The sequence below is a fragment of the Roseomonas gilardii subsp. gilardii genome, assembly GCF_023078375.1.
GTDB lineage: Bacteria > Pseudomonadota > Alphaproteobacteria > Acetobacterales > Acetobacteraceae > Roseomonas > Roseomonas gilardii.
In genome coordinates this window covers 3841595-3860905 of the sequence record NZ_CP095554.1, presented here as the reverse complement: position 1 = coordinate 3860905, position 19311 = coordinate 3841595, and the positions used below count along the sequence as shown (strand labels likewise).

Genomic DNA, 19311 nt, shown 5'->3' with positions numbered 1-19311 from the left:
GGTGGCTGGACAGCAGATTTGTCACGAGCCATGCGCCACCGCGATAGCTGGTCGGCCTGATCACGCTCAAGCACGGTCCGCGCCAGCGGAATCGCCGAAGTGGTGAAGCGTGTTCTCCAGCAGAGGGCCAGGCTGCCCTCAGCCCATTCCGGTCCCCATCCCGGCCAGTTCGCGCCATTCCGCCTCGGTGAGGGTGCGGAGTTCGAGTTCCGCCGCCTTCTTGGCCTTGGAGCCGGCATCGGTGCCGATCACCACGAGATCGGTCTTCTTCGAGACGCTCTTCACCACCTTGGCGCCCAGGGATTCGGCGCGGGCCTCCGCCTCCTGCCGCGTCATGGTTTCCAGCGAGCCGGTGAAGACGATGCTCTTGCCGGAGAGCGCGCCCTCCGCCACCGCCTCGGCGGGCTGCGGGCGGACCTCCCGCAGCAGGTCGTCCAGGGCCTCCAGGTTGCGGGGTTCGGAGAAGAACTCCACCAGCTCCTGCGCGATGGCGGGGCCGATGCCCTGGATGCCGCCCAGGTCCTCCCGCGCCTCCGAGCCCACGACACGGGCGTCGAGCATGGCCTGGCGCCAGTGTTCCACCGTGCCGTAGTGGCGGGCGAGGAGACGGGCATTCTGCGCGCCGATGCGGCGGATGCCGAGGGCGAAGAGGAAGCGTTCCAGCGACGGCTCCCGGCGCGCCTCGATGGCGGCGAGGAGGTTGGTGATCTTCTTCGAATCCTTGCCGGAAGGATTCTTCCCTCCGCGGCCGCCCCAGCCCTCCCAGCCGCGCATCCGCTCCGTATGGGCCTTGAGGCGGAAGATATCGGCAGGGGTGTTCACCAGGCCCTCGCGGTGCAGCAACTCGATGTTCTCGATGCCGAGCCCCTCGATATCGAGCGCGTTGCGGGAGGCGAAGTGGATCAGCCGCTCCACCTGCTGTGCCGGACAGATCAGCCCGCCGGTGCAGCGCTTCACCACCTCGCCCGGCGGCCGCACGGCATGGGAGCCGCAGGCGGGACAGGTGTCGGGGAAGACGAAGGGCTGGCTGTACTTCGGGCGCTTCTCCGGCACGATGCCGGTGATCTGCGGGATCACGTCACCGGCGCGTTGCAGGATCACCGTGTCGCCGATGCGGACATCCTTGCGGGCGATCTCGTCCTCGTTGTGCAGGGTGGCATGCTGCACCATGACGCCGCCCACGTTCACCGGCTGCATCACCGCGCGCGGCGTCAGCGCCCCCGTGCGGCCGACCTGGATCTGGATGTCGAGGAGCGTGGTGGTGGCCTGTTCCGCCGGGAACTTCCAGGCGATGGCCCAGCGCGGAGCGCGGCCGACGAAGCCCAGGCGGCTCTGCCAGTCCAGCCGGTCCAGCTTGTAGACCACGCCGTCGATGTCATAGGCGAGGCCGGCGCGCTTTTCCGCCAGCTCCGCCTGGAAAGCCTCGGCGGCGTGCTCGTCGGGCAGGAGCCGGGACAGCGGGTTCACCCGGAAGCCCCATTCCTCCAGCCGCCTGAGATAGCCGGAATGGGTCTCGGCCACCGGCTCGCTGGATTCGCCCTGGGCATAGGCGAAGAGGCGCAGGGGGCGGCTCGCCGTCACCGTGGGGTCAAGCTGGCGCAGCGAGCCGGCGGCGGCATTGCGCGGATTGACGGGGATGCGGATGGCCGGACCCACCGGCTCGCCCGCGGCGCGGCGGGCCTCGCGCTCCTCGTTCAGCCGGGTCTGCTCGGCATGGAAAGCGAGGAAGTCGGGCTTGGTCATGAAGACCTCGCCCCGGATCTCGATGCGTTTGGGAAAGGGTTCCGGCAGCGCGCGGGGCAGTTCGTCGAGCGTTTCCAGGTTGCGGGTGATGTCCTCGCCCACCGAGCCGTTGCCGCGCGTGGCGCCGCGCACGAAGCGCCCGTCCTCGTAGAGCAGGTTCACCGAGAGGCCGTCGATCTTGGGCTCGCCCACGAAGCGCAGCACCTCCTCCGCCGAGAGGCCCAGGAAGCGGCGGATGCGGGCGGCGAATTCGGCGAACTCCTCCGGGCCGAAGACATTGTCCAGGCTCAGCATCGGCGTGCCGTGCCGGCTCTTGGCGAAGCCCGCCGCCGGGGCCGCGCCGGGCGGGGCCTCGTTCGGGCTGTCCTCCCGCTTCAGGGCGGGGAAGCGTTCCTCGATCGCGGTGTTGCGGCGGCGCAGCGCGTCATAGGCCGCGTCCGACATGATCGGCGCGTCCTGCTGGTGATAGGCGAGGTCGGCCTCGGCGATCTGTCCGGCCAGGCGGGCGAGTTCGGCCCGGGCCTCCTCCTCGGTGAGCGACTCGACAGGCTGCGATTCGATGCGGTCGGACATGGCGGCAGGCCTAGGGCAGATCGAGGGGGAGCGGAATCGGCGGGCGATGGCGGAATAACGCGGCAGGTGGTGTTCGGACGGAGAGGCACATAGCCCCGCCGATCCACCTGTTCCCCGGAATCAGGCTGAAGACCGGCCATGCCATCCGGCGCCAACGAAAGGCGGGGCCTCCGCCCGGGACCGGCCCCGGGCGCGGCGCCGCGACCTCCTATCGCCGGACCGGCCGGGCGCCGAGGGCGAACTTGAAGACCCGGACCGGCTGCACCACGCGCGAGGTGCCGCCCTGGAAGGCGGGGAGGCGGTTGAGCTGGGCCGCCGGCAGCCAGAGGTCGCCGGCATCGTCGATCCACATCGCATCCACCCAGAGCAGGCGCGGGTCCTGCACCAGCGTGGTCACCGTGCGGTCCGGCGCGATGCGCAGGATGGCGAGCTTGTCTGTGTCGCTGGCGTAGATGTTGCCTGCCGCGTCGATGGCGGTGCCGCCGGTGGAGCCGGTCTGCGCCCAGGGCTCCACATGGCGCGCACGCTCGCTGTCGGAGATGTTGCGGTCGTCGATGTAGCGGGTGGCGATGCGCGACATGGGGCCGGAGCAGGACTGGTAGTAGAGCCACTGCCCGTCCTGCGAGACTTCCAGCTGGTCGGCATGGATGAAGACCGGGCGGCCATCGGGGCCGCGCAGCTCCTGCCCCTCGGCCGTCAGGGGGCGGCGGGCGGTGAGGGAGGGATCGCCCTCCAGCACGCGCCAGCCGGCGCCGCGGTCCAGGTCCATCACGATGATCGCGGGCTGCCCGGCATCGGTGACATAGGCGAGGCGCGCGTTGAAGCGGACATCGTCGATGAAGCTGCGCTCGCCGGTCAGCTCGTCCAGCCGGTAGATGCGCTTCGCCTTGTTGGTGGCGAGGTCGATCTGCACCAGCTTCGGCCCGCCGGGCAGGGCGGGCTTGCCGATGCCCGGGCTGCCCGTATCCACCACCCAGAGATCGCCCTCCGGCCCGATGCGCAGCGCATTGGCGCGGACGAAGGCGTTGTTGGGCGCGGCGCCGGGGCGCCAGGCGTTCCAGGCGGCGTCGGGATAGGGGCGGAACTGGCCGTTCACCCATTCGGCGACACGGGCGCCCTCGCCGCCGTCCAGCCGGGCGAAGACCACGAAGACGCGCCCGTCCCGGCTGGTGGTGACGCCCTGGATCGGCGTGTCGGATTCCAGCACCGGGGTCAGCCCGTTCTGGATGGGCATGGCGCAGGCGGCCAGAAAGGGAAGGGTCATGCCGGCGGCGAGCAGGCTGCGTCGGTTCATCGCGTCCTCGATCGGAAAGGGGGCGGGACGGCGCCACACGGCCGCGCGTGGGAGAGCACGGCGAAGTGGCGGCAAGGGGGCCCCGCAGGCTCCGGAGGAGCCGGTGCCCTGCCCCGGGGAAGATCGGCCCCGGGCCTGTTCCCCCCACTGGGGAAGGAGGCCGGGACCGGGTGGTCAGGCGGAACTCCGTATCAGGCGGCCCCCGCCAGCAGGTCGTCGGCCGCGGCGCGGGCGGCCTCGGTGATGGTCTCGCCCGCCAGCATGCGGGCGATCTCCTCGCGCCGCGCGCCGAGGTCGAGCGGCTCCACGCGCGTCTCGGCCCGGTCGCCCCGCACGCCCTTGGCCACGCGGAGATGGGAGGTGCCGCGGGCGGCGACCTGCGGCGAATGGGTCACCACAAGGACCTGGAGCCGGTCCGCGACGCGCGACAGGCGTTCCCCCACCGCGGCGGCGGTGGCACCGCCGATGCCGCTGTCCACCTCGTCGAAGACCAGGGTGGGCACGGGCGAGCCCCGGGCGAGGACGACCTTCAGCGCCAGCATCAGCCGCGACAGCTCGCCGCCCGAGGCGATCCTGGCGAGCTGGCCGGGGGTCTGCCCGGGATTGGTGGAAACGAGGAAGGTGATCCGGTCCACGCCATCGGCGGCCCAGGCGGATTCCTCGCGCGCGACGATCTCGATATGCAGGCGGGCGCGGTCGAGCTTGAGGGGCGCGAGCTCGCGCGCCACGGCCTTTTCCAGCTCGCGCGCCGCCTTGGTGCGGGCAGCGGTGAGGTCGGCGGCGGCGGCGATGAAGGCGGCACGGGCAGCTTCGGCCTCGGCCTCCAGCTTCGCCACGCGGCCGGTTCCGGCATCCAGGGCGCCCAGGCGCTCCTTCAGGCGCAGCAGCAGTCCGGGCAGTTCCACCACCGGCACGGCATGCTTGCGGGCGGCGGCGCGCAGGGCGAAGAGCCGTTCCTCCAACTGTTCCAGCCGGCGCGGGTCGGGGCCGAAATCGGCGCTCAGGCGCTCCAGCAGGGATTCCGCCTCCGCCAGCGCATCCTGGGCCGCGGCCAGGGCGGCCAAGGGGGCGGAGACGGCCGGGGTGGCCTCCTCGTTCGGCGCGGGCAGGCGTTCCAGGGCACGGGCGGCGTTGCGCAGCGCGGCGGCGGGGCCGCTGCCGCCGCGCCGGTCGCGCGGCTGGAGTTCGGCCAGGGCGGAGGCGATGGCCTCGGCGCGGCGCTCGCCCTGCTGCATGTGCTGGCGCTCACTGGCCAGCGCCTCTTCCTCGCCCTCCTCGGGGGCAAGGTCGGAAAGCTCACCCACGGCGTGGCGCAGCCATTCCTCGTCCCGCTGGGCGGCGGCGATGGCCTCCTGCGCCTCGCGCAGGGAGCGGCTGGCGGATTTCCAGGCACGGAAGGCGTCGCCGGCCTTGCGGCGGCGCGGTTCGAGCCCGCCGAAGGCGTCCAGCAGCCCGCCATGGCTGCCCGGATCGGCGAGGCCGACCTGATCGTGCTGGCCCTGGACCTCGACGAGCAGGGAGCCGAGGCGGCGCAGCAGGCCGACGCCCACCGGCTCCCCGTTCACGAAGGCGCGGGAGCGGCCGTCGGTGTTCACCACGCGGCGGACCACGATCTCCTCCTCGCCCTCCATGCCCTGCTCGGCGAGCATCGCGAAGGCGGGGTGGTCGGGGGCGGGGGCGAAGACGGCGGTGACGCTCGCCTGGGCCTGTCCGGCGCGGACCATGCCGGATTCGGCCCGCTGGCCCAGGGCGAGGCCCAGGCTGTCCAGCAGGATCGACTTACCGGCCCCGGTCTCGCCGGTCAGCACCGTCAGGCCGGGGCCGAATCGCAGGTCCAGGCGCTCGATGAGCACCACGTCGCGGATCGAAAGGGAGGCGAGCAAGCGGGCTCCGCGGAAGGCACGGGGGTGGCACCTGCGGCGCCATCCCCGGAAGGTTCGTGGGAGGTCAGAAGATGGTGTTGAGGGCCCGCCGGAAGAAGCCCGGGCGCTCATCACCCTGGGCAGGGGGGCGCCTTCCACCAGCATGGCGTAGCTGTCCTGGTACCAGGGGTTGCCCGGATAGTTGTGGCCGAGCACGGAGGCGGTCTTGCGGGCCTCGTCCGTGAGTCCCATCGCCAGGTAGATCTCGGTCAGGCGGTGCAGCGCCTCCGGCACGTGGTTCGTGGTCTGGTAGTTGTCCACCACGTTGCGGAAGCGGCCGATCGCGGCGGCATAGAGGCCGCGCTGCTGGTAGAAGCGGCCGATCGACATCTCATGCCCGGCGAGGTGGTCGCGGGCGAGGTCGATCTTCAGGCGCGCATCGCGGGCATAGGGCGTGTTCGGGAAGCGGTTCACCACGTCCTGCAGCGCGGTGATGGCCGTGTTGCTGGAGGTCTGGTCGCGCTGCGCGTCGTTGATCTGCTCATAGTAGGAGAGGGCGCGCAGATAGTAGGCATAGGCGATGTCGCGATGCGCGGGGTGGAGCTGGATGAAGCGGTCCAGCGCCGTCAGCGCCTCGGTGTAGCGGTTGCGGGAATATTCCGCATAGCCGGTCATCAGCCGGGCATTGGTGGCCCAGGTGGAATAGGGGTGCTCGCGCTCCACCGTCTCGAAGAGCTCCACCGCCTGGGCGGGCTTCTCCTGTTTCAGCGCGTCCATGCCGGCGGCGTAGAGTTCCTCGGGCGTGCCCAGGGAGGAGCCGTCCGGCTTGGTGGTCAGGGAGGAGGACTTGCCGTCCCACTGGTCGATCAGCCCGCAGCCCGGCAGAAGCAGAGGCAGCAGCAGCAGCGCCCAGAAGGGGGCCCGGCGGGGAACCCGGCGCGGCGCGCTGCGGGCCTGGCGCGGGAGGGAGCGGCGGAGCGTGGCGATCATGCGCATGGTGAGCGCCCTATAACACGGCTGCGGGGCGCCGGCAGGGGCCGAAAGCAGCGCGGATGACGAAGGGATGGGGTAGCCTGGCGCCCGGCGCCCCGGATCAGTGGCCGGGCCGGTTGCCATGGGGTGGTGGGGAGGAAGGATTGGACTGCGTGGTGCGCGTGGCGCGGGACGGGGGGGCGGCGCTGCTGCCGGCGGTGGAGCGCGACGCGGCGCGGGCCTTCCGTGCCGTGGGGATGGCGGTGCTGGCGGAGGCCGAGCCGGCCCCGCCGGCCGCCTGGGAGGAAGCGGTGGCGGCGGGGCATGCCTGGGTGGCGGTGGACCCGGAGGGGGAGATCCTGGGTTTCGCGGTGGCCGGGGTGGTCGGGGGACGGGCTCATCTTCGGGAGATTTCGGTGCGCACAGGGGCCGCCCGCCGGGGGATCGGGCGGTCCCTGATGCGCTGCTTCCTGGATTGGGCCAAGGGGAGCGGCTTCCAGGAAGCAAGCCTGACGACGTTCCTGCACCTGCCTTTCAATGCTCCCTTCTACCGGCGGCTGGGGTTCCGGGAGATGCCAGAGAGGGTCATGGGGGAGGAACTGAGGACGCTGCGCCGTTCGGAGGCCAGGCTCGACAGGCTGGGGAAGCGGGTCGCCATGGTTCTCCGGCTGGCCTAGAGGCAGCCCAGGCGTCGTCGCCTCTCCCGCGACGGGAGCGGCGGCGCCACGTCAGGCGGGAGCGGCGGCCAGGGGGAGGCGGGCGTTGGCCGCGGCGCTGGCGTTCTCAGTGGCCTGGGAATCGATGCGCCAGGCGGTCGGGTCGGCAAAGAGGGCGCGCAGCAGGCGGTTGTTCAGGCTGTGGCCCGACTTGTGGCCGCGGAAGCAGGCCCGCAGCGGTGCGCCGGCCAGGAAGAGGTCGCCCACCACATCCATCATCTTGTGCCGCACGAATTCCTGCGGGTGGCGCAGCCCGCCCGGGTTCAGCACCAGCGGGCCGTCCACCACCACGGCATTGGCGAGCGAGCCGCCACGGGCGAGGCCGACGGCGCGCAGCCGGGCCACGTCCTCCGCCATGGTGAAGGTGCGGGCATCGGCCAGGACCTCGCGGAAGGAATCCGGCGTCACGGGCAGGGACAGGTCCTGCCGGCCGACGGCCGTGCCCTCGAAGGCGATGGCGAGGGAGATCTCCATGCCGCGGCGGCTGTTCGGGTGCAGCTCGGCCCAGGCGGAGCCTTCCTCGACGCGGATGGGCTTCAGCACCTCGATCGTATCGCGCGGCGCATAAGGGGCGGCGGCCGTGACGCCGGCGCAGTCGATCAGGAAGACGAAGGGCGCGGCAGAGCCGTCCAGGATCGGGATCTCGGGGGCATCGACCTCGATGATGCAGTCGTCCACGCCGCAGCCGGCCAGGGCGGCCAGCACATGCTCCACCGTGCCGATCCGTGCCTCGCCGGCGGGGGTGAGGCAGGTCAGCGCGGTGCAGAGGCGGGTGTCGGTGACGAGGTCGTAGCGGGCCGGGATGTCCACACCCAGGTCGGTGCGGCGGAACAGGATCCCCGTCCCCGCCTCGGCCGGGCGCAGCGTGAGGCTGACGCGGTCACCGGAGTGCAGGCCAGTCCCGACGCAGCCGATGGAGGCCTTGAGGGTCTTGCGGGCACCGGTCACGGAAAGGAGGGAACCGTCCATTGAAGTGTTGGAACCTGTTTTCTGCCGACGGCCTTGCTGCCGCCACAACTGGAAACTGGCACCGGCCGAGGGGAAGCGCCATTCAAGCCTTGTTTCTCAATATTTCTCGCTAAGTCATTGAATATGCATAGTTATTGCACATGAAAAAACCCGCCCGAAATCTTCGGGCGGGTTCCTGGATCTGCTGGCCGTCCTGCGAGGGTGGCCAATCGGCCTGAGGGGGCCGGATCGGCGGCCCCCTGCGTCGGGCGTCAGTTGTTCTTCTGGCGGCGCAGGAAGGCCGGGATGTCCAGCCCGGTCTCGGCCTGCGGCGGGGCGCGGTGGGCTTCCTCCGCGCGCTGCGGCTGCGGCGCGGGGGCCGTGGCCTCCTCCGGCAGGCTGCGCTTCATCAGCCCGGTCGCCTGGCGGAACAGGCGGTTCAGCCCACCCGGGGTGGCGCCAGGCGCGGGGGAGGCCGGCGGGCGCGGCGGGGCCAGGGGCGCCGACATGGGGCCACGCAGCACGGGCTCAGCGGTCGGCTGCGGGCCCGGCTCGGCCTCATGATGGGCCGGGGCCTCGGCGGACGGCGCCTGCGGCTCCGCCTGACGGTTCACGGCGAGGCGCGGGCCCGGCGCCACGCCCGGGGTCATGCTGGGCGTCACGGCGGTGCGCAGCGAAGGCGGCGTCATCGAGACCGGCGCCGGGGCGACGGTGTGCCCCGAGGGCGCGCCCGCGGTGGTCGCGGGGCGGGAGAGCGCGCCGGGACCACCGGTCCGCGCCATCGGCGTGCCCGGGGCCGGATGCGCGCCGGCGCCGGGCAGGTTCGCCCCGCCCACCGCATGCACCGCGCCGCCGCCGATGGCGACCAGCTTCGGCGCCTCGGCCAGGGCTTCCTCGACCTCGGCGTCGATGCCCGTCGCCACGACGGACACGCGCAGGCGGCCGTTCATCTCCTCGTCCACCGAGGAACCGAAGATGATGTTGGCTTCCTCGTCCACTTCCTTGCGGATGCGGTTCGCGGCCTCGTCCACCTCGAACAGGGTCATGTCCCAGCCGCCGGTGATGTTGATCAGCACGCCGCGGGCGCCGCGCATGGAGGTATCCTCCAGCAGCGGGTTGCTGATCGCGGCCTCGGCCGCCTTCACCGCGCGGTCATCGCCCTCGGCCTCGCCGGTGCCCATCATGGCCTTGCCCATCTCCGCCATCACGGTGCGGATATCGGCGAAGTCCAGGTTCACCAGGCCGGGATTGACCATCAGGTCGGTCACGCCGCGCACGCCCATGTAGAGGACGTCGTCGGCCATCTTGAAGGCCTCGGCGAAGGTGGTGCGCTCGTTGGCCTTCCTGAACAGGTTCTGGTTCGGAATGACGATCAGCGTATCGACATACTGCTGCAACTCGTCGAGGCCCATATCGGCCGCGCGGCGGCGCTTGGGTCCCTCGAAGTCGAAGGGCTTCGTCACCACGCCGACGGTCAGCACGCCGCGCTCACGCGCCATGCGCGCGATCACCGGGGCCGCGCCCGTGCGTGCCACCGCCCATGCCGGCGGTGATGAAGACCATGTGCACGCCTTCGAGATGACGCGCGAGATCCTCGGTCGCCTCTTCCGCCGCGGCACGGCCGATCTCGGGCTTCGCGCCGGCGCCCAGGCCCTGCGTCAGATGCGGGCCGAGCTGCACGCGACGCTCCGCGCGGCTGTTCAGCAGCGCCTGCGCGTCGGTGTTGGTCACCAGGAACTCGACCCCATCGAGTCCCATGGCGATCATGTTGTTGACGGCATTGCAACCCGCACCACCGACGCCGACCACGGTGATCCGCGGCGAGAAATCGGTGTGCTGCTGACGAGGCATCGTCAGGTTGAGAGTCATCGGCGTAGCCCCCTTGGCAACGCATGAATCCGGACGTGAATCCGGAAAAGAACTGTCCCCGCCGGCAGTTTGCCTCAGACACGATCCCTTAGCCAGTTCACGAAGCGCGCAAATTTGCCGCGCGGCGCGATTCCGCCCATGTCGAGGTCGAGTGTCGGGCGTCCCTCGCCCGCACCCCATGAGAGAAGCCCCAGCGTTGTCGCGAAATCGGGCGTTTGCATATTTTCTGGCAGGCCGCGCACCGGATGCGGCTTCGCGAGACGGACCTGGCGGTCGAGGATTCGCGCCGCCAGTTCGCGCACGCCGACGATCTGGCTGGCGCCGCCGGTGAGAACGACGCGCGAACCGACCTCGGGGCCGAGCCCCGCCGCCTCGATCCGGTCGCGCACGAGCTCCAGCGTCTCCTCCAGGCGCGGGCGCACGATGTTCATCACCATGGCACGCGGCACGCGGGCGATGTGGTCCTCGTCCTCGCCCACCTGCGGGATGACCAGCATCTCCTTCTCGTCCTCGGCGGTGGCGACGACGCCGCCATACAGGGCCTTGATGCGCTCCGCCTGCGCGATCGGCGTGGCGAGGCCGCGCGCCAGGTCGTTGGTCACCTGCCAGCCGCCGACCGGGACCTGCGCGGTGTAGAGGAGATGGTGGTCCTGGATCACCGAAAGGCTGGTGCAGCCGCCCCCCATGTCCACCACCGTGGCGCCCAGTTCCTTCTCGTCCTCCACCAGCACAGCGAGCGCCGCGGCGAAGGGGGCGGAGACCAGCTCCTCGATCTCCAGGTCCAGCGCGGCGAGGGTGGCGCCGAGATTGCGCAGCGAGGCGGAGGAGGCGCTGACGAGGTGAAGCTTCGCGCCCAGCGTGTCGCAGATCATCTTGCGCGGATCGTCCACGCCGGGCGTCGCGTCGATGGTGAAGCCGAGCGGGATGGCGTGCACGCTCTCGCGCCCTTCCTCGGCGGCGCGGCGGCGGCCGTCATAGAGCAGGGCGCGCAGGTCGGCCTCGGTGACGGCACGGCCGCCGATGGTCCAGTGCAGGTTCTGCACGCGGCTTTCCGGCTGGCCGCAGGACAGGTTGCAGATGACGCCCGGAAGCTTGTGGTCGGCCATCTCCTCCGCCGCGGCCACGGCATCGCGCACGGCGCGCTCGGCCTCGGCGAGATCGACGACATTGCCGCCCTTCATGCCCCCGGCGCGCTTCCAGCCATGGCCCAGCACGCGCGGCAGGCCGTCGGGATCGACGCGCGCGATCATGCAGGCGGTCTTGGTGCTGCCGATGTCGAGCACGCCGTAGATGCCCGAGCGTGCGCGGGGCCGGCGGCGCGGCCGGGCGACGGGTTCGAGCTGGGGCGGGATGCGCGTCAGTTCGTTCACCCCTTGCCGCTCCCGCGCTTGGCCTCGGTGGGCGGGGCGGGGGCATTCGCCTGGCGCACCACCAGCCGGTCAGGCAGGCGCATGTCCACGGAAACGAGCGGGCGGTCGAGCAGCGCGTTGCGCTTCTGCAGGTCCGCGAGGCGGCGGATCGCGGCCTTCTCCTCACCCTCCGGCAGCAGTACGTCCATCCCGTTGGAGAGATGCAGGTTCCAGCGCCGCTCACCGATACGCACCAGCGCCTGGGTGCGGGCCAGCACGTCGGGGGCCTCGCGCAACTGGTCGTAGAGGGCGGCGGCGTATTTCTCCGCGCCGGCCCCGACGATCAGCGGCAGCGGGCCGAAGGCGTCGAGCCGGTCGGTCGCCACCACCTTGCCGGAGCGGTCCACCACGGAGAAGCGGCCCTGGTTCTGCCAGATGGCGAAGGGGCGGCGCTCGGTGACGCGCACCACCACCGTGCCGGGCAGGCGGCGCTCCACCTCGGCCTGCGCGATCCAGGGCAGGGCCTCCAGCGCCTGGCGGGCGGCATCGGGGGAGAAGGCGAGGGTCGGGTCGCCGGTCTTCACGCCGAGCGCGGCGCGGATACGCGGCTCCGGCATGTTCTCGGCGCCCTCGATCCGGATTTCGGTGATCTTCAGGCCCGCATCGCGCGCGGCGGAGGTGAAGCCCGAGCCGAACTGCAACAGCCCGCCCGCGGGGGCGAAGGCGGAGACGCCCATCACCACCACGCCGAGCAGGGCCACGGCCACCCCGGCGCGCAGGACCGGGCGGAGCAGGCCCCGCCGGCGCCGGAGCCAGAGGCGCAGCCCGGAGGGCCGCTGCGGCTCACGCGGCATGGCGTAACCCGTCGGGGCGCAGCCCGTCATGGCGGGCCTGGGAGATGATCCAGTCGCAGAGCTCGGGGAAGGCGATGCCGTGATGCGCCGCCTGCTCCGGCACCAGCGAAGTGGGCGTCATGCCGGGCTGGGTATTGACCTCCAGCAGCACGAGGCGGCCCTCGCCCTCCCCGGTGTCGTCATAGCGGAAGTCGGAGCGCGAGACGCCGCGGCAGCCGAGCGCCCGGTGGGCGTGCAGCGCCACCTCCAGCGCCCGGGCGCGGATCGCCGGCGGCACGGGGGCGGGGAGGGTGTGGCGGGAGCCGCCATGGGCGTATTTGGAGTCGTAGTCGTAGAACTCGCCCGCCTCGGCGTTGATCTCGGTGACTTCCAGCGCCCGGTCGCCCATCACCGCGACGGTCAGCTCGCGCCCCGGGATATAGGGCTCGGCCATGATGGTGCCGTAGCGCCAGGAGCGGGCGATCTCCGCGCGCCGGTTGTCGCCGCCCTTGATGATGTGCACCCCGACCGAGGAGCCTTCCTCGACCGGCTTGATGACATAGGGCGTGGGGAGGGGATCGGCCTCCTCCAGCTCCGCCGCCTCGATCAGCCGGTGCGGCGCCACGGGCAGGCCGGCGGCGGTGAAGGCGGCCTTGGCGGCGGCCTTGTTCATCGCCATCGCCGAGGCGCGCACCCCCGAATGCGTGTAGGGGATGCCGAGCCAGTCCAGGATGCCCTGGACGCAGCCATCCTCGCCGAAGCGCCCGTGCAGGGCGTTGAACACCACATCGGGCTTCGCGTCCCGCAGCGCCTGGATCAGCACGGCGGGGTCCTGGCCCACCTCGATGCGGGTGACCTCGTGCCCCGCCTGTTCCAGCGCGGCGGCGCATTGCGTGCCGGAGGACAGAGAAACCTCCCGCTCCGCCGAGATTCCCCCAGAAGAACAGCGACGCGCGTCATTGAGCGAACTCCCCCATTCGCTTGATCTCCCATTCCAGCCCCACACCGGAATGGGCCAGGACCCGGGCGCGCACCATCTCGCCCAGCGCCTCGATCTCGGCGGCGGTGGCGCCGCCGAGGTTCAGCAGGAAATTGCAGTGCTTCTCGCTGACCTGCGCCGCCCCATGGCGCAGGCCGCGGCAGCCGGCCGCGTCGATCAGCGCCCAGGCCCTGTGCCCCGGCGGATTCTTGAAAGTGCTGCCCCCGGTGCGGGCGCGCACGGGCTGGCTGGCCTCGCGGCTCTCGCGGATCTCCCCCATGCGGGAGGCAATAGCAGACCAGTCGCCCGGCGTGGCGCGGAATCTCGCGCGCGTGACGATGCCACCGGGCGGCAGGGCGGAGCGACGATAGGCGAAGCCGAGCTCCGCGGCGGAAAGGCGCCGGATGCCCTCCGGCGTGGCGATCTCGGCCCAGTCGAGGACGTCCTTCACCTCCACCCCATAGGCGCCGGCATTCATCGCCACGGCGCCGCCGACGCTGCCCGGAATGCCACAGAGGAATTCCAGCCCGGCCAGGCCGGCGGCGGCGGCGTGTTCCGCCAGGGTGACATCGAGGACGGCGGCCCCGGCGGTGATGCCGTCCGGCTCCACCGCCACCTCCGAGAACCCGCGGGCGAGGCGCAGCACCACGCCGCGCAGCCCGCCGTCGCGGAGGATGAGGTTGGAGGCGGCACCGATGGCGGTGAGCGGCATGGCGGCGGGTTTCGCGCGCAGCAGGGCCAGCAGGTCCTCCGCATCCGCCGGGCGGACCAGGAACTCCGCCGGGCCGCCGACGCGGAACCAGCTCTGCGGCCCCAGCACCGCGCCGGCCTGCACGCGGCCGCGCAGCCCCGCCAGCCAGTCCGGCAGGGCGGCAGGCCGAGGGGCAGGCTCGGAGGCGGCGCTTTCCGGTGTGGCGGGGGCGGCGGCGCTCATCGCGGGTCCGGCGGGCGGCTCAGGGCGCGCTGGCGATGGCGCGGCGGGACGGGGCGCCGAAGGCGTCGCGCGGGCCGGAACGGGCCTGGAGCTCGGCGAGCTGTTCCGGCAGGGCATGGGCCCAGCCGGTGATGTTGCCGGCGCCCAGGCAGACCACATAGTCCCCCGGCCGGGCGATGGCATGCACCATCTCGGCCAGGGAGTCCGGGCCGGGCAGGGGGACGACGCTGCGATGGCCATGGGCGCGCAGCCCTTCCACCAGCGCATCCTTGTCCACGCCCTCGATCGGCGCCTCGCCGGCCGGATAGACATCGGCCACGATCACCGTGCCGGCGTCGTTCATGCACTTGCAGAACTCCTCGAAGAGGGTCTGCAGGCGGGAATAGCGGTGCGGCTGCACCACCGCGACCACGTCGCGGGCGCCGGCCTGGCGGGCGGCCTTCAGCACCGCCGCGATCTCCACCGGATGGTGGCCGTAGTCGTCGATCACCTGGATGCCGCCGGCATCGCCGACGCGGGTGAAGCGGCGCTTGACGCCCTTGAAGCCGACCAGCGCGGTGCGGATCGTCTCCTCCGGCACCTCCATCTCCACGCCGACCGCGATGGCCGCCAGCGCGTTCTGCACGTTGTGCTGGCCCAGCATCGGCAGGCGGAAGGGCTTGAGGTGGCGGGTGCGCTTGTTCAGCCGGTCCTGCACCACGACCTCGAAGGTCGCGCCCATGCGGTCGGTGATCACGCGCTCCGCCCGCACATCGGCCTGGGGGGAGAAGCCGTAGGTGACGATGCGGCGGTCGGACAGGCGGGGGATCATCGCCTGCACCCCCGGGTGGTCGGCGCAGAGGACCGCGAAGCCGTAGAAGGGGATATTGCCCACGAACTGGGCATAGCCTTCCTTCATCGCCTCGGCGGTGCCCCAGTGGTCCAGATGCTCCGGGTCCATGTTGGTGACCACGGCGACCACGGCGGGCAGCTTGAGGAAGGAGCCGTCGCTCTCGTCCGCCTCCACCACCATCCAGTCGCCCTCGCCCAGGCGGGTGTTGTTGCCATAGGCGTTGATGATGCCGCCATTGATCACCGTCGGGTCGAGGCGCGCGGCCTCCAGCACCGTCGCGACCAGCGAGGTGGTGGTGGTCTTGCCATGCGTGCCGCCGATGGCGATGGACCATTTCAGGCGCATCAGCTCGGCCAGCATCTCGGCCCGGCGGACGACCGGGATCATGCGCTCCCGCGCCGCCTGGAGTTCCGGGTTGTCGCGCCTGATGGCGGAGGAGACGACGACCACGGCGGCATCGCCAAGATTGGCGGCGTCGTGGCCGATATGGACCTGCATCCCGGCCTCGCGCAGCCGGGCGATATTGGTGCCCTCCGCCACGTCGGAACCCTGCACCTGGTAGCCGAGATTGTGCAGCACCTGGGCGATGCCCGACATGCCGATGCCGCCGATGCCGACGAAATGGATAGGGCCGATATTGAGCGGCAGGGCGCGCATAGGGCGGGCTCCCTCTCAGCGGGTCGTGTGCGAATGCGCCAGGGCCTGCACGCGGTCGGCGAGCAGGGCGGCGGCATCGGGGCGGGCGAGCCCGGCCGCGGCGGCGGCGGCCGGAATGAGGCGGGTAGGGTCTTCCAGCCGGGCGGTCAACGCCGAAGCGAGCGCCCCGGGCGTGAAACCGTCCGGATTCCCGGCCTGGTTTCCCGCCTGCAACATCACCTCGGCGGCGCCGGAAGCGGCCATCGCGCGGGCATTGGCGCTCTGGTGGTCGTCGATGGCGCCGGGGAGCGGGACCAGGATGGCGGGGCGGCCGGCGCAGGCCAGCTCCGCCACGGAGGAGGCGCCGGCGCGCGAGATCACCAGATGCGCGTTCCGGTACAGGCCCGCGACATCGGGGAAGAAGGGGGCGAGTTCCGCCGCCACCCCGGCCCCGGCATAGGCGCTCCGGGTGCGCTCCAGATCCTCGGCCCGGCACTGCTGGGTGACGCGCAGCCGGGCGCGCTGTTCCGGCGCGAGGCGGGCGATGGCCTCCGGCACCACATCGGCGAAGACCCGGGCGCCCAGGCTGCCACCCAGGACCAGCAGGTGAAAGGGTGCCTCGGCGGCGGGGGAAAGGAAGCCCTGCCCGGCCAGGGCACGGATCGCCGGGCGGACGGGGTTGCCGACCACCTCGGTCGCCACGCCCTCCGGGATGCGGCCCGTATCCTCGAAGACCAGGGCCAGCAGGTCCGCGCCGCGCGACAGGAAGCGGTTGGCCCGGCCCAGCACGGCATTCTGCTCGTGCAGCACCACCACGGGGCGGCGGGTGGCGGGGAGCAGCCGGGCGGCGAGGATGGGCGGCACGGAGGGATAGCCGCCGAAGCCGATCACCGCCGCCGGGTTCAGCCTGGCCAGCAGTTGCCGCGCCTGGATCGTGCCGCGCGCCAGGGCCAGCGCCCCGGCGGCGGCACGGCGGGCGCCGCGCCCGGCCAGCCCGGCGCCGGGCAGGATGAAGCGGTCCATCCCCTCGAAGCGGGTGCCGCCCTTCTCCATCAGGGCGCCGGAGCGGGCATCGGTCATCAGCACCACGCGCTCGCCGCGCGCGGTCAGCTCCGCGGCCAGGGCCTCGGCCGGGAAGACATGGCCGCCAGTGCCCCCGGCGGCGACGACGAAGCTGCGGACGGCCGGGCCCCTCACAGGGCCTCCTCCATCGCCCGGCCGCTGCGGCGGCGGGTGAGCGCCAGCAGGAAGCCCAGCCCCAGCGCGATGGCGAGCGAGGAGGAGCCGCCATAGGAGACGAAGGGCAGGGTCATGCCCTTGGTCGGGATCAGATGCAGGGTGGAGCCCATGTTGATGAAGGCCTGCAGCCCGAACTGGGTCAGCAGCCCGGTGGCGGCCAGGATGACGAAAAGGTCGGTCTCCGCCAGCAGGCGCAGCATGCCGCGCACCACGATGAACATGAAGACCGCGATCAGCAGGGCACAGACGATCATGCCGAACTCCTCTCCCATCACGGCGAAGACGAAGTCGGCATGGGCGTCGGGCAGCACGTTCTTGATGCGGCCCTCGCCGGGGCCGGTGCCCATCAGCCCGCCATTGCCGAAGGCTTCCAGCGCCACGTTCACCTGGTAGTTGTCGCCGGTGGAGGGGTCGAGGAAGCGTTCCACGCGGGAGCGCACATGCGGCAGGGTCAGATAGGCGCCCACGCCGCCCAGCGCGCCGAGCCCGCCCAGCGCGCCGACCAGCAGTACCGGCAGGCCGGCGATGAAGAGCTGGGTGAAGAAGACCGAGGTCACCACCAGGAGCATGCCGATATCCGGCTGGCTCTTGAGCAGGAAGGCGATCACCAGCCAGCAGGCCCCGGCGATCAGCCAGCCGGCCCAGCGGGAGACGGGGCCGGGGCCGAGCACCTCGGCCAGCAGCCAGGCGGCGACGATGGCGAAGCAGGGCTTGAGGAATTCCGAGGGCTGCAGCGACAGGCCGGGGATCGGCAGCCAGCGGCGGCCGCCCTTGATCTCCACGCCCACCACCAGGGTCGCGGCGGTGAGCGCCAGGCCGACCCCGAAGCCCAGGATGGCCAGCCGCCGCACCTGCCGGGGCGAGAGCAGGGAGACCGTGATCATCAGGGCGATGGAGAGGGCGAGATAGCCGACCTGCCGCCAGATGAAGAAATCGCGCGAGGAGGCGCCGATGCGTTCCGCCACCGCCGGGGAGGCGGCCAGCATCATCACATAGCCGAAGCCCACCAGGATGAAGATGGCCGCCAGGGTCCAGCGGTCCACCGTCCACCACCAGCGTCCCAGGACCGAGGAATCCGCGCGCGAGAAGGACATGCGTCAGGCCGCCTTTTCCAGGGATTGCACCAGGGTGCGGAAATGCTCGCCGCGTGCCTCGAAGCCGCTGTACTGGTCGAAGGAGGCGGCGGCGGGGCTCAGCAGGACCACCGGCGCGCCCAGGCGCCGCGCGGCGTCCCGGGCGGCGGGCAGCGCCGCCTCCATCGTCCCGGCGATCTCGTGCGGCACGCCATGGGCGGCGAGGGTGGCGGCGAATTCCTCCGCGCAGCGCCCGATCAGCACGGCATGGGCGACGCGCGGGAAGAAGCGGGCCAGGGGCTCGATCCCGCCCTCCTTGGGCACGCCGCCGGCGATCCAGACCACGCGCGGATAGGTGCCGAGCGCCCAGGCGGTGCTGTCCGCGTTGGTCGCCTTGCTGTCGTTGACATAGAGGAGGCCATCCTGTTCCGCCACGCGCTCCTGCCGGTGCGGCAGGCCGGGATAGCTCCGCAGCCCCTCCGCCACCTGCGCCCGGGTGAGGCCGAGGGCGAGCGCCAGGGCGGCGGCGGCGGCGGCGTTCTGGGCGTTGTGCGTGCCCGGCAGGGCGGCGGCCTCCTCGAGGTCGAGGAGCGGGCCTTCCGCGTCGCGCAGCAGGCGCCCCTCGGCCCAGACGCCGCCGGGCTGCGGCGTGGTGCCGGAAACCGGCACGAGCCGGCCCCGGATGCGCGGGGCCAGGGCGCGGGAGGCCTCGTCATCCATGCCCAGCACCGAGACCCGGTTGCCGGCGAAGATGCGCGCCTTGGCTTCGGTATAGCCCGGCATGCCGCCATGGCGGTCCAGGTGGTCGGGGCTCAGGTTGAGCATCGCCGCCATGTCGAAGTGGAGCGCGTCCAGGCGCTCCAGCATGTAGGACGACATTTCCAGCACATAGGCGCCGCGCGCCAGCAGGGGCAGGGCGGTGGCGGCGGGGCCGAGATTGGCCCCGGCGGCCACCGGCATGCCCGCGCCCTTCAGCATGTGGCGCAGCAGGGCGGTGGTGGTGGACTTGCCGTTGGTGCCGGTGATGCCGACGAAACGCGCCTTGGAGCCGGCCGCGCGGGCGGCGAGGAAAAGGAACTCCGCGTCGCAGAGGATCGGCGCCCCCGCCGCCAGCGCCCGCGCGGCCGCCGGATGGGTGCGCGGCAGGCGGTGCGGGATGCCGGGGGAAAGCAGCAGCGTGTCCTGGGCGAAGGGCACGGCGGTCACATCCGCCACGGTGAAGCCGGCGGCCTCGGCGGCCTCGCGCTGGGCCGGGTTGTCGTCCCAGACCACGATCTCCGCGCCCCAGTCCCGCAACCGGTAGGCGGCGGGCAGGCCGGCCTTGCCCAGCCCGACCACCGCGATGCGGCGGTTGGCGAAGGGCTTGAAGTCGTAGCCCTCCGGCAGCGTGTCGGAGGCGCGCCGCGGCGGTTCCTTGTCGCGGGAGATATCGGGCGAGGTGAGGTCGCGGGCCATGGCT

The 19311-nt window shown here is 72.1% G+C and carries 13 protein-coding genes and 2 pseudogenes; 1 reads left to right on the top strand and 14 read right to left on the bottom strand.

Features of this window, described 5'->3' with window-relative positions; genetic code table 11:
- Positions 1-138: 138 nt before the first annotated feature.
- The 4 genes and pseudogenes from ligA to MVG78_RS17765 form a co-directional block, all read right to left on the bottom strand.
- Positions 139-2316 carry an NAD-dependent DNA ligase LigA gene (gene ligA, locus MVG78_RS17780; protein ID WP_247554091.1) on the bottom strand — a complete coding sequence of 726 codons (2178 nt, stop codon included), beginning with the start codon at positions 2314-2316 and terminating at the stop codon, positions 139-141.
- Between the two features lie 208 nt (positions 2317-2524).
- Positions 2525-3610 carry a major royal jelly family protein gene (locus tag MVG78_RS17775; RefSeq protein WP_247554089.1) on the bottom strand — a complete coding sequence of 362 codons (1086 nt, stop codon included), beginning with the start codon at positions 3608-3610 and terminating at the stop codon, positions 2525-2527.
- A 191-nt stretch (positions 3611-3801) separates the two neighbouring features.
- Positions 3802-5493: a DNA repair protein RecN gene (recN, locus tag MVG78_RS17770; protein WP_247560502.1), complete on the bottom strand. Its 1692-nt coding sequence runs from the start codon at positions 5491-5493 to the stop codon at positions 3802-3804.
- A 219-nt stretch (positions 5494-5712) separates the two neighbouring features.
- Positions 5713-6462 (bottom strand): annotated as a pseudogene (locus MVG78_RS17765) (outer membrane protein assembly factor BamD); the annotation flags it as partial.
- A gap of 155 nt (positions 6463-6617) precedes the next feature.
- Between MVG78_RS17765 and MVG78_RS17760 the strand changes: the two are divergent.
- Entirely contained in the window at positions 6618-7121 is a 504-nt protein-coding gene (locus MVG78_RS17760; protein ID WP_282615073.1) for a GNAT family N-acetyltransferase, read from the top strand.
- A 51-nt stretch (positions 7122-7172) separates the two neighbouring features.
- Here the strand turns inward: MVG78_RS17760 and lpxC are convergent, their stop codons facing one another.
- From lpxC to murD, 10 genes and pseudogenes are all read right to left on the bottom strand, one after another.
- Complete coding sequence (lpxC, locus tag MVG78_RS17755) at positions 7173-8129, bottom strand: UDP-3-O-acyl-N-acetylglucosamine deacetylase (RefSeq protein WP_247554085.1); 957 nt, start codon at positions 8127-8129, stop codon at positions 7173-7175.
- A 251-nt stretch (positions 8130-8380) separates the two neighbouring features.
- A pseudogene (ftsZ, locus tag MVG78_RS17750) lies at positions 8381-9977 on the bottom strand (cell division protein FtsZ).
- A 74-nt stretch (positions 9978-10051) separates the two neighbouring features.
- Complete coding sequence (ftsA, locus tag MVG78_RS17745; protein ID WP_247554083.1) at positions 10052-11347, bottom strand: cell division protein FtsA; 1296 nt, start codon at positions 11345-11347, stop codon at positions 10052-10054.
- Positions 11344-12180 (bottom strand): cell division protein FtsQ/DivIB, encoded by an 837-nt coding sequence (locus MVG78_RS17740; protein ID WP_247554081.1) that lies wholly within the window; start codon positions 12178-12180, stop codon positions 11344-11346. The genes ftsA and MVG78_RS17740 overlap by 4 nt, the downstream gene beginning before the upstream one ends.
- Positions 12170-13165: a D-alanine--D-alanine ligase gene (locus tag MVG78_RS17735; protein WP_428480692.1), complete on the bottom strand. Its 996-nt coding sequence runs from the start codon at positions 13163-13165 to the stop codon at positions 12170-12172. Before MVG78_RS17735 ends, MVG78_RS17740 begins: the two co-directional genes overlap by 11 nt.
- Complete coding sequence (gene murB, locus MVG78_RS17730) at positions 13116-14072, bottom strand: UDP-N-acetylmuramate dehydrogenase (RefSeq protein ID WP_247554080.1); 957 nt, start codon at positions 14070-14072, stop codon at positions 13116-13118. The genes MVG78_RS17735 and murB overlap by 50 nt, the downstream gene beginning before the upstream one ends.
- Before the next feature lie 19 nt (positions 14073-14091).
- Positions 14092-15561 (bottom strand): UDP-N-acetylmuramate--L-alanine ligase, encoded by a 1470-nt coding sequence (gene murC, locus MVG78_RS17725; protein ID WP_247554078.1) that lies wholly within the window; start codon positions 15559-15561, stop codon positions 14092-14094.
- 15 nt (positions 15562-15576) lie between these two features.
- Entirely contained in the window at positions 15577-16737 is a 1161-nt protein-coding gene (locus MVG78_RS17720; protein WP_247554076.1) for a UDP-N-acetylglucosamine--N-acetylmuramyl-(pentapeptide) pyrophosphoryl-undecaprenol N-acetylglucosamine transferase, read from the bottom strand.
- Entirely contained in the window at positions 16734-17873 is a 1140-nt protein-coding gene (locus tag MVG78_RS17715) for an FtsW/RodA/SpoVE family cell cycle protein (RefSeq protein WP_247554074.1), read from the bottom strand. The genes MVG78_RS17720 and MVG78_RS17715 overlap by 4 nt, the downstream gene beginning before the upstream one ends.
- Positions 17874-17876: 3 nt before the next feature.
- On the bottom strand, positions 17877-19307 hold the full coding sequence (gene murD, locus MVG78_RS17710; protein WP_247554072.1) for a UDP-N-acetylmuramoyl-L-alanine--D-glutamate ligase: 1431 nt from the start codon (positions 19305-19307) through the stop codon (positions 17877-17879).
- Positions 19308-19311 lie beyond the last annotated feature (4 nt).